The organism is Leisingera sp. McT4-56, from assembly GCF_020514995.1.
Taxonomy (GTDB): Bacteria; Pseudomonadota; Alphaproteobacteria; order Rhodobacterales; family Rhodobacteraceae; genus Leisingera; species Leisingera aquaemixtae_A.
This window is the reverse complement of record NZ_JAJALF010000008.1, coordinates 19,096-31,728: the sequence shown is the minus strand read 5'-3', so window position 1 is coordinate 31,728 and position 12,633 is coordinate 19,096. Positions and strand designations below refer to the sequence as shown.

The 12,633-nt window shown below is 62.4% G+C and carries 14 protein-coding genes; 6 read left to right on the top strand and 8 right to left on the bottom strand.

Annotation, left to right across the window (positions count from 1 at the left end; genetic code table 11):
• Position 1: 1 nt before the first annotated feature.
• Positions 2 to 616 carry a glutathione S-transferase family protein gene (locus tag LHL23_RS10980; protein ID WP_226429892.1) on the bottom strand — a complete coding sequence of 205 codons (615 nt, stop codon included), beginning with the start codon at positions 614 to 616 and terminating at the stop codon, positions 2 to 4.
• 21 nt (positions 617 to 637) lie between these two features.
• The gene (locus LHL23_RS10975; RefSeq protein WP_226429891.1) at positions 638 to 1,288 is read right to left on the bottom strand and encodes a histidine phosphatase family protein; all 651 of its coding nucleotides are present in this window, start codon (positions 1,286 to 1,288) and stop codon (positions 638 to 640) included.
• A gap of 144 nt (positions 1,289 to 1,432) precedes the next feature.
• Between LHL23_RS10975 and LHL23_RS10970 the strand changes: the two genes are divergently transcribed.
• Complete coding sequence (locus tag LHL23_RS10970; protein ID WP_226429890.1) at positions 1,433 to 2,632, top strand: hydantoinase/carbamoylase family amidase; 1,200 nt, start codon at positions 1,433 to 1,435, stop codon at positions 2,630 to 2,632.
• Positions 2,633 to 2,704: 72 nt separating this feature from the next.
• On the opposite strand, the gene LHL23_RS10965 is transcribed toward LHL23_RS10970, so the two are convergent.
• The 4 genes from LHL23_RS10965 to LHL23_RS10950 all read right to left on the bottom strand — a co-directional run bounded on the left by LHL23_RS10965 (position 2,705) and on the right by LHL23_RS10950 (position 6,041).
• Positions 2,705 to 2,932 carry a WGR domain-containing protein gene (locus LHL23_RS10965; RefSeq protein WP_222477417.1) on the bottom strand — a complete coding sequence of 76 codons (228 nt, stop codon included), beginning with the start codon at positions 2,930 to 2,932 and terminating at the stop codon, positions 2,705 to 2,707.
• Between the two features lie 41 nt (positions 2,933 to 2,973).
• Positions 2,974 to 3,372, bottom strand: coding sequence for an MAPEG family protein (locus tag LHL23_RS10960; protein ID WP_222477419.1), 399 nt, complete (start codon positions 3,370 to 3,372; stop codon positions 2,974 to 2,976).
• A 66-nt stretch (positions 3,373 to 3,438) separates the two neighbouring features.
• Positions 3,439 to 4,143 carry a response regulator transcription factor gene (locus LHL23_RS10955; RefSeq protein ID WP_226429889.1) on the bottom strand — a complete coding sequence of 235 codons (705 nt, stop codon included), beginning with the start codon at positions 4,141 to 4,143 and terminating at the stop codon, positions 3,439 to 3,441.
• The gene (locus LHL23_RS10950; protein ID WP_226429888.1) at positions 4,140 to 6,041 is read right to left on the bottom strand and encodes a hybrid sensor histidine kinase/response regulator; all 1,902 of its coding nucleotides are present in this window, start codon (positions 6,039 to 6,041) and stop codon (positions 4,140 to 4,142) included. The genes LHL23_RS10955 and LHL23_RS10950 overlap by 4 nt, the downstream gene beginning before the upstream one ends.
• 459 nt (positions 6,042 to 6,500) lie before the next feature.
• Here LHL23_RS10950 and LHL23_RS10945 point away from each other — a divergent pair, with 459 nt between their 5' ends.
• Positions 6,501 to 8,465: an AMP-binding protein gene (locus tag LHL23_RS10945; protein ID WP_222477602.1), complete on the top strand. Its 1,965-nt coding sequence runs from the start codon at positions 6,501 to 6,503 to the stop codon at positions 8,463 to 8,465.
• Positions 8,466 to 8,518: 53 nt separating this feature from the next.
• On the opposite strand, the gene LHL23_RS10940 is transcribed toward LHL23_RS10945, so the two are convergent.
• Positions 8,519 to 8,704 (bottom strand): hypothetical protein, encoded by a 186-nt coding sequence (locus LHL23_RS10940; RefSeq protein WP_222477431.1) that lies wholly within the window; start codon positions 8,702 to 8,704, stop codon positions 8,519 to 8,521.
• An 88-nt stretch (positions 8,705 to 8,792) separates the two neighbouring features.
• On the opposite strand from LHL23_RS10940, the gene LHL23_RS10935 reads away from it, so the two are divergent.
• Together LHL23_RS10935 and LHL23_RS10930 are read left to right on the top strand one after the other, a co-directional pair.
• Positions 8,793 to 9,611, top strand: coding sequence for an ABC transporter ATP-binding protein (locus tag LHL23_RS10935; RefSeq protein ID WP_222477433.1), 819 nt, complete (start codon positions 8,793 to 8,795; stop codon positions 9,609 to 9,611).
• A gap of 102 nt (positions 9,612 to 9,713) precedes the next feature.
• Positions 9,714 to 10,700: a branched-chain amino acid ABC transporter permease gene (locus LHL23_RS10930; RefSeq protein ID WP_222477435.1), complete on the top strand. Its 987-nt coding sequence runs from the start codon at positions 9,714 to 9,716 to the stop codon at positions 10,698 to 10,700.
• Between the two features lie 27 nt (positions 10,701 to 10,727).
• Here the strand turns inward: LHL23_RS10930 and LHL23_RS10925 are convergent, their stop codons facing one another.
• On the bottom strand, positions 10,728 to 11,060 hold the full coding sequence (locus tag LHL23_RS10925) for an SHOCT domain-containing protein (RefSeq protein WP_222477437.1): 333 nt from the start codon (positions 11,058 to 11,060) through the stop codon (positions 10,728 to 10,730).
• Positions 11,061 to 11,162: 102 nt separating this feature from the next.
• Between LHL23_RS10925 and LHL23_RS10920 the strand changes: the two genes are divergently transcribed.
• A complete protein-coding gene (locus LHL23_RS10920) occupies positions 11,163 to 11,426 on the top strand; it encodes a hypothetical protein (RefSeq protein ID WP_222477440.1) in 264 nt (87 codons plus the stop codon).
• A gap of 74 nt (positions 11,427 to 11,500) precedes the next feature.
• Positions 11,501 to 12,577: a branched-chain amino acid ABC transporter permease gene (locus LHL23_RS10915; RefSeq protein ID WP_226429887.1), complete on the top strand. Its 1,077-nt coding sequence runs from the start codon at positions 11,501 to 11,503 to the stop codon at positions 12,575 to 12,577.
• Positions 12,578 to 12,633: the final 56 nt, after the last annotated feature.

Sequence of the window (12,633 nt, the reverse complement as noted above, 5' to 3'; positions counted from 1 at the left end):
TTCAAAGCATTTCCTTGGCATAGACCGCGCGCACGGAGTCGCGCTGTTCCATTGCCGTCATGAAGTTCTGGATTTTCGGGAAGTCCGCGACCTTGACCCCGTCGCCTTTCAGCCAGGTGCAAACCACATAAAGGTAGCAGTCGGCCAGGCTGACGTCTTCGCCCAGCACAAACGGGCCGCGCAGGCCGAACTGGCTGACGTGTTCGCAGCAGGCCGTCATGGTCTGCGGAACCATCTTTTGCATGTCCTTCCAGCTGGAGCGCTCCTTGGCCCAGCGGGCGCCGCGAAGTTTGTGAGCATGGTTCACATGCATGGTGGAGGCGAGATAGAACATCACTTCCCGCATCCGGGCCAGCAGCACCGGGTCTTGCGGGCGCAAAGACGTTTCGGGTGCCATGTCGGCGATATACTCCAGAAGCGCACCGGTCTCGGTCAGGATGCCGCCCTCAACCGCCAGCGCCGGCACCCGGCCCTTGGGATTGATCTGGGCATAGGCCGCGCCGGTCTGTTCCTTGGCGGCAAAGTCGATCTTCACTGCCTCATAGTCTATCCCGGCTTCCTCAAGCGCGATGGCGACAGCCACCGAAATGGTATTTGGGGCGTAGTAGAGCTGCATGTCGTCCCTCCCGTGCGTGTCTCAGAGATGTGTCTGGGCAAAATGCCGGTCCGGCGCTTCCAGATGCGGCACCGCATTGAACAAAACCGGGCTCCAGTGGCCGCCGATGGGGAACAGCCGGTGCATGGAGGTGTTCATCACCGCCAGGGCAATCCGGGCCATGCCCGCGGTGTCCAGCCCCATCGCCTGCCGCAGCGCCATCGAGATCAGCCCGCCGGACGTCACCACCAAGGCCGGGCCGTCGCCTGCGGCGATCTCATCCAGCGCCTGGCGGGTGCGGGTTTCGAAGTGTTCCCAGCTCTCGTAAGGGTCTGTGATGTCGCCTGCGGCCCAGGCGGCAAAGACCTGTGGCAGATGCTCGACAAACCCCTCGCGTTCCTCTGGAATTGGCAGCCCGTGCTGATCGCGCATTGCCTCGGCGAGAGTGAAATACTCCATCTCGTTCAGCCGGGGGTCTTGCACCGCATCCGCAAACCCCATCGAGGCCGCGGTCTCGATATGCCGCGTGAGCGTGCCGCAATAAACGCGCGGATGATGGCTGCCGCTGGCCCGCAGGTGGTCTCCCAGCCAGGCCGCCTGCTGATGGCCCAAGTCGCTGAGGCGGTCATAGCTTTCCTCGTCGCGGGCCTGGGTGTTGGCCTGGCCGTGGCGGATCAGCGTGATGTGGGACATGGACAGGCGGCTCCGTTGTTACCGGGGGAGTCTTAGGGGAGCTTGCAGGCAGAGGGAAGGGCGGGCTTGGCGCTGCTCTGATCAAATTCGTTGAGGGCTGCGGGAACATGGCGCAATGTGCCTCTGTCAGTTTGGAGACCCGCCATGCCCCTCGACCCTCAGCGTTTTCTCGATGACCTGCACAAGCTGCGCAGCTTTGGTGCCTCTGGCGTGGGCAAGGGTGTGGTACGGCAGGCCTACTCAGATGCCGACATTGCGGCGCGCAAATGGCTGGCGGGCCGGATGCAAGAGGCTGGATTAGAACCGTATTTCGACCCTCTCGGCAATCTGTTCGGGCTTACTGGGGAAAACAGCCTGCTGGTCGGTTCCCATAGCGACAGCCAGCCTGAGGGCGGCTGGCTGGACGGAGCGCTGGGTGTGATCGCCGGGCTGGAGATCGCGAGGGCGGCCAGAGAGGCAGGCGGGCCGCCCGTGTCTTGCGTCAGTTTCCAGGACGAGGAAGGGCGGTTCGGGGTGCTGACCGGTTCGGATGTATGGACCGGAAAGCTGGCGATTGAGGAGGCGGACGGGTTTTCTGACACTCAGGGCAATACGCTTGCCGGAATGCGGGCACGGATGGCGGACCTGGCCGGGGACTTTCTGCCGCACGGCCGGTTCAGCGGCTTTCTGGAAATGCACATCGAGCAGGGTCCCTATCTGGAAGAAACCGGTCTGGCGATTGGAGTGGTGACGGATATCGTCGGCATCCGCGACATGCGGATCACCTTTGAGGGCCGCCAGAACCATGCAGGCACCACGCCGATGCATCTGCGCCGGGACGCGTTTCAGGCTTTGTCGGCCTTCAACACGATGCTGAACAGCCGGTTCGAAAATGTGGTCGCACCTGCCACGGTCTGGACCATCGGCCATGTGGTGCTGCACCCCAACGCGTCTTCTGTTGTGCCGGGGCGGGCGGAGTTTTCCGTGCAGTGGCGGGATGCGGATGCCGGACGGCTGGCAAGGATGGAGGAGATCATCGCGGAAACCGCGCAGGAGATTGCTGCCGGTCACGGTGTAGCGGTGCAGCTTGGTCCGGTGATGGGCATCGAACCGGCGGCGATGGATGCGGGTTTCCAAGCGGAACTGGCCGAGGCGGCGCAGGCTCTGGCACCCGGCAAGTGGCAGAGGATGCCCTCCGGCGCGCTGCATGATGCGGCCAATTTGGCAACTGTGATGCCTGCAGGGATGCTGTTCGTGCCGTCGATCGGCGGCATCAGCCATGCCTTTGACGAGGATACGGACGAGGCGGATCTGGTGCTTGGGCTGCAAGTGCTGGACCGCGCTGCCCGGGCCTTGGCCGGGTGAACTCCCGCCTGTTCCCGGACAATCGAAAAATGCCCGCATCAGTTGGGCCGGGCGCCGCAGGCGCGGCGCGGGTCAGGCCCGGCCGTAGCCGCGCTTGAGCATCCGGTTGCGGTGCTTGTCGGCGGCGAGCGACGCTTCGCGGAGGTTGCCGTAAATATTGATGACGCTTTGCCCGTTGCCGCCGGCCACGCCCCATTCCCTGAGCACCGACACCTCGGAGAACAGGTTCATCGCCAACTCAATGCGGTAGAACCGCGGCTGGCGCGAGGGGGCTTGGCGGTAGAGCAGACAGGTGGCCATGTGCTGATTCTAAGCCAAGTGATTCGTCCGGGCAAGAATCTCTAGATCGCACCAATCAGGGTGAGTCCCAGAAGCGCGGTTGACAGCGCAGCCAAGGCAAAGGCCAAGGTGCGCAGGACCGGGACGCCAATGGCATAGATTACGTAATGCGCGGCCATGCCAAAAAAGAAGGTGAGACCCAGGGTGCCGGGCTGATCCTCTGCCGGCAGCACCAGCATGGCCAGGATGGAGAGCGGCGCAAAGGCGGCAAACAGCTCGACGCCGACGATATGCGCCCGGTGCGCGCGCTGCGCCCACAGAGACTGCGGCAGGTCGCTGGGGCCGGGGTTGGCCATCGCCCCCATAAGCCCGCGGACCATGACCCGGTCCAGGATATAGGGCAGCCAGGCCAGCGCCACCCAAAGCCCGGACAGGGCGGTAAAAAACTGCAGCTGCGTCATCTTTCGCTCCTCCTGATTGACCAGATTGAGCGTAGCGCGCAGCGGGTGGTTTTCTACCTGGAGGAGTCAGGTCCAGTCCACATCGCCCAGAAAGATATAGCCTGCGCCGTAAATCGTTTTGATCAGCCGCGGGTTCTTGGGGTCTTCGCGCAGCTTGGTGCGCAGGCGCGAGATTCGCACATCCATCGCCCGGTCGAAGCTGTCGCCAGCTGCACCGCCAAGCATCTCCTGCATCTGGGCGCGGGAGATCAGCCGCTTGGGGCTGTCCAGAAACAGCCGCAGCACCTCGCCCTCGGCGTGGGAGAACGGGGTCTCGGCGCCTTGATCGTCCTCCAGCACATAGCGGTCGAAATGAGCAGTCCAGCCGGCAAAGCGTGCGGTATTGCTGGCGGGGGCCGTCGTGCGGGGACCGCTGCGGAGGCGGGCGCGGACGCGGGCCACCACCTCTGCCGGGTCAAAGGGTTTGGTGATGTAATCGTCGGCACCAAGTTCCAGCCCGGTCACGCGGTCCTGGACCTGCGCACGGCCGGAAATGATGATGACGGCAGCGCCCTGTTCCAGCGCCAGCCGGTGCACCAGCGCCAATCCGTCGGTGTCGGGCAGCGACAGATCGACCAGGCAGACGTCCGGCGTCACCCGGTTCAGCGCCGCTTCGAACTCACGCGCGCGGGCAAAGCTCTGGGTGCGGAAACCTGCATCCTCCAAAGTGTCGGTCAGGATCTGCCGGATTTCCGGTTCGTCATCCAGGATTGTGACCAGGGGCGATGTCATGCGGCAAGCTCCGGATTGATCAGCTCAGACAGCTGATGGATGGTAAAAGGTTTGCGCAAAACAGGGCCGCATTTCAATGCCTTGCGAAACAGCGGATCGCTGACTGGCAGCGAGGTCATCAGGATGCAGGGCAGGCCGGATCCGTCCAGCCGGGTGGCAAGGTCGATGCCGGTGGCGGTGCCCTCCAGCTTGATGTCCGACAGCACCAGCGCGATGTCCGGCAGGTCGGCGGTCAGCGCACAGGCCTCGTCCACGCTGGCGGCTTCGATCACCGAATAGCCAAGATCGATCAGCATGTCGCGGAAGGCGGCGCGCAGCTCCTCGCTGTCCTCGACCAGCAGCGCCATGCCGCCGCCCGCATCCGGCGCCGGGCGGTAGGGCAGGCGAAGGGTGATGGACGCGCCGGACATGCCATTGCCGATCCGCATGTCGCCGCCGGCCAGCTTGGCCATGTCATAAACCATCGGCAGGCCAAGGCCGGAGCCCTCGCTGCCCTTGGTGGTGAAGAACGGGTTCAGCGCCTTTTCCAGCGCCTCGGGCGAGAAACCCGGGCCCGTGTCGGTGACGGTGATTTCCACCCACGTCTGGCCCACCGCATGGGCGCTGACGGTTATCTGGCCGGATGTGCTGCAGGCGTCGCGGGCGTTCAGGATCAGGTTTAACAGCGCATCCTGCAGCTTGCCCGCGTCCAGCAGCAGCACCTGGTCAGGCAGGTTGTCGAGAATGCTGAGACCCACCCCCTGCGGCAGAGAAGGCGAGGCAAGCACCTTCAGTTCGTCCAGCAACGCGTGCATGTCGGTGGCTTGCGGGCGCAGGGTGCGCTGGCTGGTCATTTCGGCAATCCGGTTTAACAGCCGCCCGCCGCGCCGGGCCGCCAACAGCGTGCCCTGCACCAGGTCTGCGGCCTCGCCGCCCAGCCCCATTTTTTCCAGCTTGCCCTGCATGCCCAGAATGATGGTCAGCAGGTTGGAGAAATCATGCGCCAGGCCGCTGGTCATTTGCGCGGCCATCTCGCGGCGGCGCGCCTGCTGCAGGGCGACACGGGCCTGGGTTTCCTCGGTCACATCCATTGACAGGATATAGACGCCGCCGTGCTGATCCGGGGTGAAGGCAACCCGGATCCGGCGGCTGCCGTGGCTTTCGGTGAACTCGAACACCGGGCTGCTGCCCTTGTAGGCGGCTAAAAGATGCGGCTCGATCCGTTCAAAGGCGGCCTCACCCAGCGCTTCTGAGATATGCATTCCCAGGATTTCTGACGGCCGGCCGGGAAACACCGCGCTTAGGCGGCGGTTGGTATAGGTGTAATGCCCGTCTGCATCCACATGGGCGATATGGGCGGGCATCATCTCTGTTGTCAGGCGGGTCCGGCCTTCGATTTCCGTCAGTTGGCGCTTGGCTTCTTCCAGCGCGGTATTGGTGGCCTCAAGCTGCCGGTTGGCGGCAGAAAGCTCCTCTGTATGGGCAATCAGCTTCTCCGACAGCTCCTCGGACCGGGCGCGCAAGAGCTGCTCGGCCCGCTTGGCGCGGGAAATGTCGGTATAGACGGTGACCCAGCCGCCTTGGGGCAGCGGTGAACCCTCGATGGAGATTGTCTGCCCGTTGGGGCGTTCGCGCTCCAGATAGTGGGGCACAAAGTCCAGCGCCTGCTCTACCCGGCTGCGCACGATGTCCTCGATATCGGTCTCCGGGGCGTATTCGCCGGCCTCGGCCAGGTAGCGGATGGTTTCGGCAAAGGACGCGCCGGGCTGCACGAGGTGGTCGGGCAGAGAGAACATCTCCTGGAAGCGCCGGTTGCAGACCGCCAGCCGCAGGTCGTTGTCATAGATTGATAGCGCCTGGGCGATGAGATTCAGCCCGGCGGTTGTCATTGCGGCGTGTTGTTTGCTGGTCCGGTTCATCGTTTCTCCCCCGGTTTCATGGCTAGCATTGCGGCGGGTGCGGGGCAAATTGCCATTCGGCCGCGGGGCGAAGGCGTGCTGCCGCGCCACGGCGGCGGTCGCCTCCTGATTGCCGGGTGGCCGCTGGTGCAGCAGCCGGTTTGGGAACCGGCGGATTTGGAGTTTCCGAAATTGTCAGCGGCAGTCCGATTCGAAACACCACCCCGTTGTGCGCATCCCGCGCAAATGCGCCGGGGCCTTTGCTCAGCCGTGGCAGGATTTCCAGAAGCAGGCAGTCAATGGCAGGCGTAACAGCCCGTAAAACAAGGGAGATTGGGCTGTTACAATTGGTAAGATTTGGGAAAACATCAGGAAAAAGTTGACGGGTTACTCTGCGGCTGTCCCTAATCGGGGCCAGAGCCGCGGGTAGCGGCCAGTCCGGCAGCAACGCCGGAAAGGGAGGAGAGAAAGTTGGCTCAGATGCAGACGGGCGCCGAAGGGATGCAATCCCTGCCGGCGCTGCTTCAACGCAATGCGGCGCAATTCGCGGACGCGCCGGCCTACCGGGAAAAGGAATTCGGCATTTGGCAATGCTGGACCTGGGCCGAGACGGCAAAGGAAATCGAGGCGCTGGCGCTTGGCCTCATCAACCTTGGCGTGAATGAGGGCGACTTCGTCGCCATCATCGGCCGCAACCGTCCTTACCTGTACTGGTCGATGGTTGCCGCGCAGGCTGTGGGCGCGGTCCCGGTCCCGCTCTATCAGGATGCGGTGGCCGAGGAGATGGCCTATGTGCTGGGCCATTGCGGTGCGCGCTTTGTGATCGTGGGCGATCAGGAGCAGGCCGACAAGGTGATCGAGATTCAGGATCAGCTGCATCAGTTCGAGCATATGATCTATCTCGACCCGCGCGGCATGCGGAAATACGACCACACTCAGTTGCACCAGTTCAGCCATATCCAGGATCAGGGCCGGGCGGCCCATGACGAGCTGATCGGCGAGCTGAACAAGCGTCAGTCCAAGCTGGACTACGACAGCACCTGTGTGATGCTCTACACCTCCGGCACCACCGGCAAGCCCAAGGGCGTGGTGCTGTCGAACCGCAACGTGATTCAGAGCGCCAAGAACTCGGCCGAGTTCGACCATTTGACCCAAGGCGAAAACATCCTGTCCTACTTGCCGATGGCTTGGGTGGGCGACTTCATCTTCTCGATCGGCCAGGCCTACTGGTGCGGCTTCTGCGTGAACTGCCCTGAAAGCCAGGACACCATGATGACCGACCTGCGCGAAATCGGCCCGACCTATTTCTTCGCGCCGCCGCGGGTGTTCGAAGGCCAGCTGACCAATGTGATGATCCGGATGGAGGACGCAGGCGCCCTGAAGCGCAAGATGTTCCACCATTTCCTGGCGCACGCGAAGAAGGTTGGCGGCGACATCCTGGACGGCCGCCCTGTGGGGCTGATGGACCGGCTGAAATACGCGCTGGGCAATGTGCTGGTCTACGGTCCGCTGAAGGACACACTGGGCTATGGCCGCATCCGTGTGGGGTACACCGCGGGGGAGGCGATCGGGCCGGAGATCTTCGATTTCTACCGTTCGCTGGGCATCAACCTGAAACAGCTTTACGGCCAGACCGAGGCCACCGTGTTCATCACAGTGCAGCCCGACGGCGAGGTGCGTGCCGACACTGTTGGCGTGCCGGCGCCTGAAGTGGAGATTAAGATCGACGACAGCGGCGAGATCCACTACCGCTCGCCCGGCACCTTTGTGGAATACTTCAACAATCCGGAATCCACCGCCTCAACCAAGGATCCGGAAGGCTGGGTGGCCACTGGCGACGCGGGCTTCTTCGAGGAAGGCTCCGGCCATCTGCGGATCATCGACCGTGCCAAGGACGTGGGCAAGATGGCCGACGGCAGCATGTTTGCGCCCAAGTATGTGGAAAACAAGCTGAAGTTCTATCCGGACATTCTGGAAGCGGTTCTGTTCGGCAATGGCCGCGACCGATGCGTCGCCTTTATCAACATCGACCTGACGGCGGTTGGCAACTGGGCCGAACGCAACAACATTGCCTATGCCTCTTACCAGGAACTGGCAGGCCATCCTAAGGTTCTGGAGACCATCCGCTCGCATGTGAGTGCGGTGAACAAATCAGTGGCCGAGGACCCGATGCTGTCGGGCTGCCAGGTGCACCGCTTTGTTGTGCTGCATAAGGAACTGGATGCCGATGACGGTGAAATGACCCGTACCCGCAAGGTGCGCCGCCGCATCGTGGAGGAGAAGTTCGACGATATCATTACCGCGCTTTATGACGGCTCGGAAAAGGTCTCGACGGTGACGGAAGTAACTTATGAGGACGGCCGCAAGGGTTCCATCAAGGCTACGCTGACCATTGTCGACGCGGACGTGAAGCCGGGGGCTGTTCACAAGGTGGCCGCGGAATGATGCACATTTCGCCGGAAAATTTCCCGCCCCGTGCCGGGCAGGCCGGAAGGTCCTCAGATCAGGTCGGGGTTGAGGCCGGGATTGAAGGCCGTGTTGACCACCTGCTGGATCTTGAAGGGGGAGCTGAACCCGTGTGTCTGCTCAATGATGGAGGCCAGGCTTTCGGATTGGCTGAGGCCCATCTGCTTGCATTCAAGCGCCATCTTCAGAAGGCAGGAATGCTCAAGTTCGCCGAACATAACTTCGATCTCCTTGCTGCTCGTTTTGAACAAGTATCGCATGGAAATCTTAAAATTTCTATGCGGCAAAAATATGGAGGCCGTTGTTATGCTTGACAATTCCGTAAGCTACGTCACGGACGACGGCCGCACCATCGGCGGTGTGGTGATGGAGATGAAGAACATCACCCTGCGGTTCGGTGGTGTGGTGGCGATCCAGGACATCTCGTTTGACATCCGCGAAGGCGAGATCCGCGCGATCATCGGCCCGAACGGTGCCGGCAAGTCCTCGATGCTGAACGTGATCTCTGGCTTCTATGTGCCGCAGGAAGGCGAAGTGCTGTTCCACGGCAAACGCCGCCCGCCGATGCGCCCCTATGAGGTGGCGCGCCAGGGCATCGCCCGCACCTTCCAGAACATCGCGCTGTTCGAAGGCATGAGCGTGTTGGACAACGTCATGACAGGACGGCTTAACTATATGAAAACAGGCCTGTTTTCGCAGGCATTGTGGAAGGGTAAGGCAGAGGCTGAAGAGACCGAGAACCGCGAAGTGGTGGAGAAGGTCATCGACTTTCTGGAGATTCAGCACATCCGCAAGACGCCCGTTGCGCGGCTGCCCTACGGCCTGAAGAAACGGGTCGAACTGGCGCGCGCGCTGGCGGCGGAGCCGAAGCTGCTGCTGCTGGATGAGCCGATGGCCGGCATGAACGTCGAGGAGAAGGAGGACATGTCCCGCTTCATCCTGGATGTAAATGATGAATTCGGCACCACCATTGCGCTGATCGAGCACGACATGGGCGTGGTGATGGATCTGTCCGACCGGGTCGTGGTGATGGATTACGGCAAGAAGATCGGTGACGGCACCCCGGATGAGGTGCGCAATAACCAGGATGTGATCGACGCCTACCTGGGGGTCAGCCATGACTGAGTTGCAACGCAGCAACACCCGTCGCCTGCTGGGTGACACCCGTACACCCCCTGTGCACCGCCTGTGCACCGCCGCGGCGCAGAATTCCGAGGAGAGCCTCTAATGCCTGAACAACTCGTCTTTGCGATGGAAGTGACGCTGAACGGCCTGATGGCGGGCGTTCTCTATGCGCTGGTCGCGCTGGGGTTTGTCCTGATCTACAAGGCCTCCGGCATCTTCAACTATGCTCAAGGGGTTCTGGCACTGTTTGCGGCGATGACGCTGGTGGGGATCATGCAGGGTCAGGTGCCGTTCTCGCATCTGATCAATGCGGTCTTTGGCGGCCACATCACCCATTTCGGATGGAACGTTCCGGGGGCACTGGCGATTGCGCTGACTGTCGGAGTGATGGTGCTGCTGGCCTGGCTGGTGCAGGTCCTGGTGATGAAACATCTGGTGGGACAGGAGCCGATCATCCTGTTCATGGCCACCATCGGTCTGGCTTACTTCCTGGAAGGCGTCGCCGACCTGATGTGGGGCTCTGAGATCAAGACACTGGACGTGGGTCTGCCGCAGGGCATCAACCTGTGGATCGATGAAACTACGTTCAACATCTTCGGCTACGGCTTCTTTATCGACAATCTGGATATTGTGGCGACAGTGATTGCAGCGCTTCTGGTGGCGGGGCTGGTGGCCTTCAGCCAGTACACCAAGCAGGGCCGGGCAATGCGCGCGGTGGCGGATGACCACCAGGCGGCCCTGTCGGTCGGCATCTCGCTGAACTTCATCTGGGTTCTGGTGTGGTCGGTTGCCGGTTTCGTGGCGCTGGTCGCGGGCATCGTCTGGGGCACCAAATCCGGCGTGCAGTTCTCTTTGTCGCTGATCGCGCTGAAGGCGCTGCCGGTCCTGATGCTGGGCGGCTTCACCTCGATCCCGGGCGCCATCGTGGGCGGTCTGATCATCGGTGTGGGCGAAAAACTGTTCGAATTCGCGGTCGGCCCGCTGGTGGGCGGCGCGACCGAGAACTGGTTTGCCTATGTGCTGGCGCTCCTGTTCCTGGTGTTCCGCCCGCAAGGCTTGTTCGGGGAGAAGATCATTGAACGGGTCTGAGGCTCATATGATCTGCTCCCGGCGAACTCAGCCCTCCAGCCGGCGGAATGCGGCGATCACGATGGCGGCGCAGACCGTGGCAACCAGGGTGAAGGCGATGGTGATGTTGCCGATCAGCTGCCCGGCCAGGAAGGTCAGCAGGCCTGCCATGCAGATGCCGATCAGCACGGTGCCCCAGGGGCCGGGGCCGGTACTGGCGGCCCGCCGCCGCTGCGGCTCAAACTCAAACGGCGGCAGCACGGTTGCATCCTCCACGGTTTCCAGCAGCCGGCCCTTGGCCCTGGCAAATTCGGCCTCGGATATGTCGCCCTTCTTCCGCGCGGCCTCCAGCCGCCGGATTTCCTCAAAAATCACGGTCATTGGTTCCACTCACTCTACCCGCGAACAGGGTTCCACAAAGAAGTGGGCAAAATGTGTCCAAGACCGGAAATCTGCCAAACTGGTTAACACCGGGGGCGCAGCATGACCAAGGTGATCGCCGTCATCAACGTGATTGCCTGGGCCGGATTCTGGTCCTTCGGCTACCTGGCGCTGTCGGCGGAAAGCTACAGCGAAACCCAAGTGGTGACCGCGGCGCTGCTGGCCTCAGCCGGGCTGATCACCGGCATCATCGCCTATTTGCGGCTGGTGCGCGGAAGCGAGCACAGCGGCTATGCAAAACCTTCGAACCGGATGACGCGCACACAGCGCGACGCGGCGCAGGCCCAATGGGGGCAGATCGAATGAGCGCCGCCGCAACCAAAAACAGTATCCGCGCAGGCAGCACCGCCCACGCGCAACAGAAAGGGAGCATCTGAGACATGTTCTACCGTGAAGCCGGGGATTTCAAAGTCTCCTACGCCGATGACAGCCAGACCTTCCCGATCAAGTTCGACCGCTACCGCTACTATGCGGTGCTGGCGGTGGCGTTCGGCATCATCCCTTTCCTGATCAATGACTACTGGGCCAACGCGATCCTGCTGCCGTTTCTGATCTATTCGATCGCGGCGATCGGGCTGAACATCCTGGTCGGCTACTGCGGGCAGGTCAGCCTCGGCACCGGCGGCTTCATGGCGGTGGGCGCCTATGCCTGCTACAAGCTGATGACCGCCTTCCCGGAAGTCAGCATGTTCATTCATGTGATCCTGGCGGGCGGCATCACCGCGTTTGTCTGTGTGCTGTTCGGCTTGCCGTCCCTGCGCATCAAGGGTTTCTACCTGGCGGTGGCGACGCTGGCGGCGCAGTTCTTCCTGGTGTGGCTGTTCAACCGTGTTCCGTGGTTTTACAACTACTCCGCCTCGGGCCAGATCAACGCGCCGGAGCGCGACACGCTGGGCATCATCATCACCGGCCCCAACGCGCCGGCCTGGGCCACCTATCTGTTCTGCCTGATCTTCCTGACTGTCTGCGCGCTGATTGCCCGCAACCTGACCCGCGGCACCGTGGGCCGGACCTGGATGGCAATCCGCGACATGGACATCGCCGCCGAGATCATCGGGGTGAACCCGCTGAAAGCGAAACTGACGGCCTTCGCGGTGTCGGGTTTCTTCATCGGGATTTCCGGCGCGCTGTTCTTTGCCGTCTATCTGGGCGCGGTCGAGGTCGGCGAGGCCTTTGGCATCAGCAAGTCGTTCCTGGTGCTGTTCATGGTGATCCTCGGCGGCCTGGGCTCGATCTTCGGCTCCTTTGCCGGTGCGGCCTTCCTGGTGCTGCTGCCGGTGATCCTCAAGGTGGTCGGCGTCGACCTGCTGAACTGGCCCACCGATATCGTGGCGCATTTCCAGCTGGTGATCGTGGGCGCGCTGATCATCGTCTTCCTGATCGCTGAGCCGCACGGCATGGCGCAGCTGTGGCGGGTCGCCAAGGAGAAACTGAGACTGTGGCCCTTCCCGCACTAAGGCGGGGGCGGCCTGAGAGCTGGCGGGGAGAAAACCAAGACCACCCCCGTTTGAAG

Bases quoted from the DNA above. Each gene is read 5' to 3' on its own strand.
- LHL23_RS10980 (WP_226429892.1), bottom strand. From the start codon at position 616: ATGCAGCTCTACTACGCCCCAAATACCATTTCGGTGGCTGTCGCCATC.
- LHL23_RS10975 (WP_226429891.1), bottom strand. From the start codon at position 1,288: ATGTCCCACATCACGCTGATCCGCCACGGCCAGGCCAACACCCAGGCC.
- LHL23_RS10970 (WP_226429890.1), top strand. From the start codon at position 1,433: ATGCCCCTCGACCCTCAGCGTTTTCTCGATGACCTGCACAAGCTGCGC.
- LHL23_RS10965 (WP_222477417.1), bottom strand. From the start codon at position 2,932: ATGGCCACCTGTCTGCTCTACCGCCAAGCCCCCTCGCGCCAGCCGCGG.
- LHL23_RS10960 (WP_222477419.1), bottom strand. From the start codon at position 3,372: ATGACGCAGCTGCAGTTTTTTACCGCCCTGTCCGGGCTTTGGGTGGCG.
- LHL23_RS10955 (WP_226429889.1), bottom strand. From the start codon at position 4,143: ATGACATCGCCCCTGGTCACAATCCTGGATGACGAACCGGAAATCCGG.
- LHL23_RS10950 (WP_226429888.1), bottom strand. From the start codon at position 6,041: ATGAACCGGACCAGCAAACAACACGCCGCAATGACAACCGCCGGGCTG.
- LHL23_RS10945 (WP_222477602.1), top strand. From the start codon at position 6,501: ATGCAGACGGGCGCCGAAGGGATGCAATCCCTGCCGGCGCTGCTTCAA.
- LHL23_RS10940 (WP_222477431.1), bottom strand. From the start codon at position 8,704: ATGTTCGGCGAACTTGAGCATTCCTGCCTTCTGAAGATGGCGCTTGAA.
- LHL23_RS10935 (WP_222477433.1), top strand. From the start codon at position 8,793: ATGCTTGACAATTCCGTAAGCTACGTCACGGACGACGGCCGCACCATC.
- LHL23_RS10930 (WP_222477435.1), top strand. From the start codon at position 9,714: ATGCCTGAACAACTCGTCTTTGCGATGGAAGTGACGCTGAACGGCCTG.
- LHL23_RS10925 (WP_222477437.1), bottom strand. From the start codon at position 11,060: ATGACCGTGATTTTTGAGGAAATCCGGCGGCTGGAGGCCGCGCGGAAG.
- LHL23_RS10920 (WP_222477440.1), top strand. From the start codon at position 11,163: ATGACCAAGGTGATCGCCGTCATCAACGTGATTGCCTGGGCCGGATTC.
- LHL23_RS10915 (WP_226429887.1), top strand. From the start codon at position 11,501: ATGTTCTACCGTGAAGCCGGGGATTTCAAAGTCTCCTACGCCGATGAC.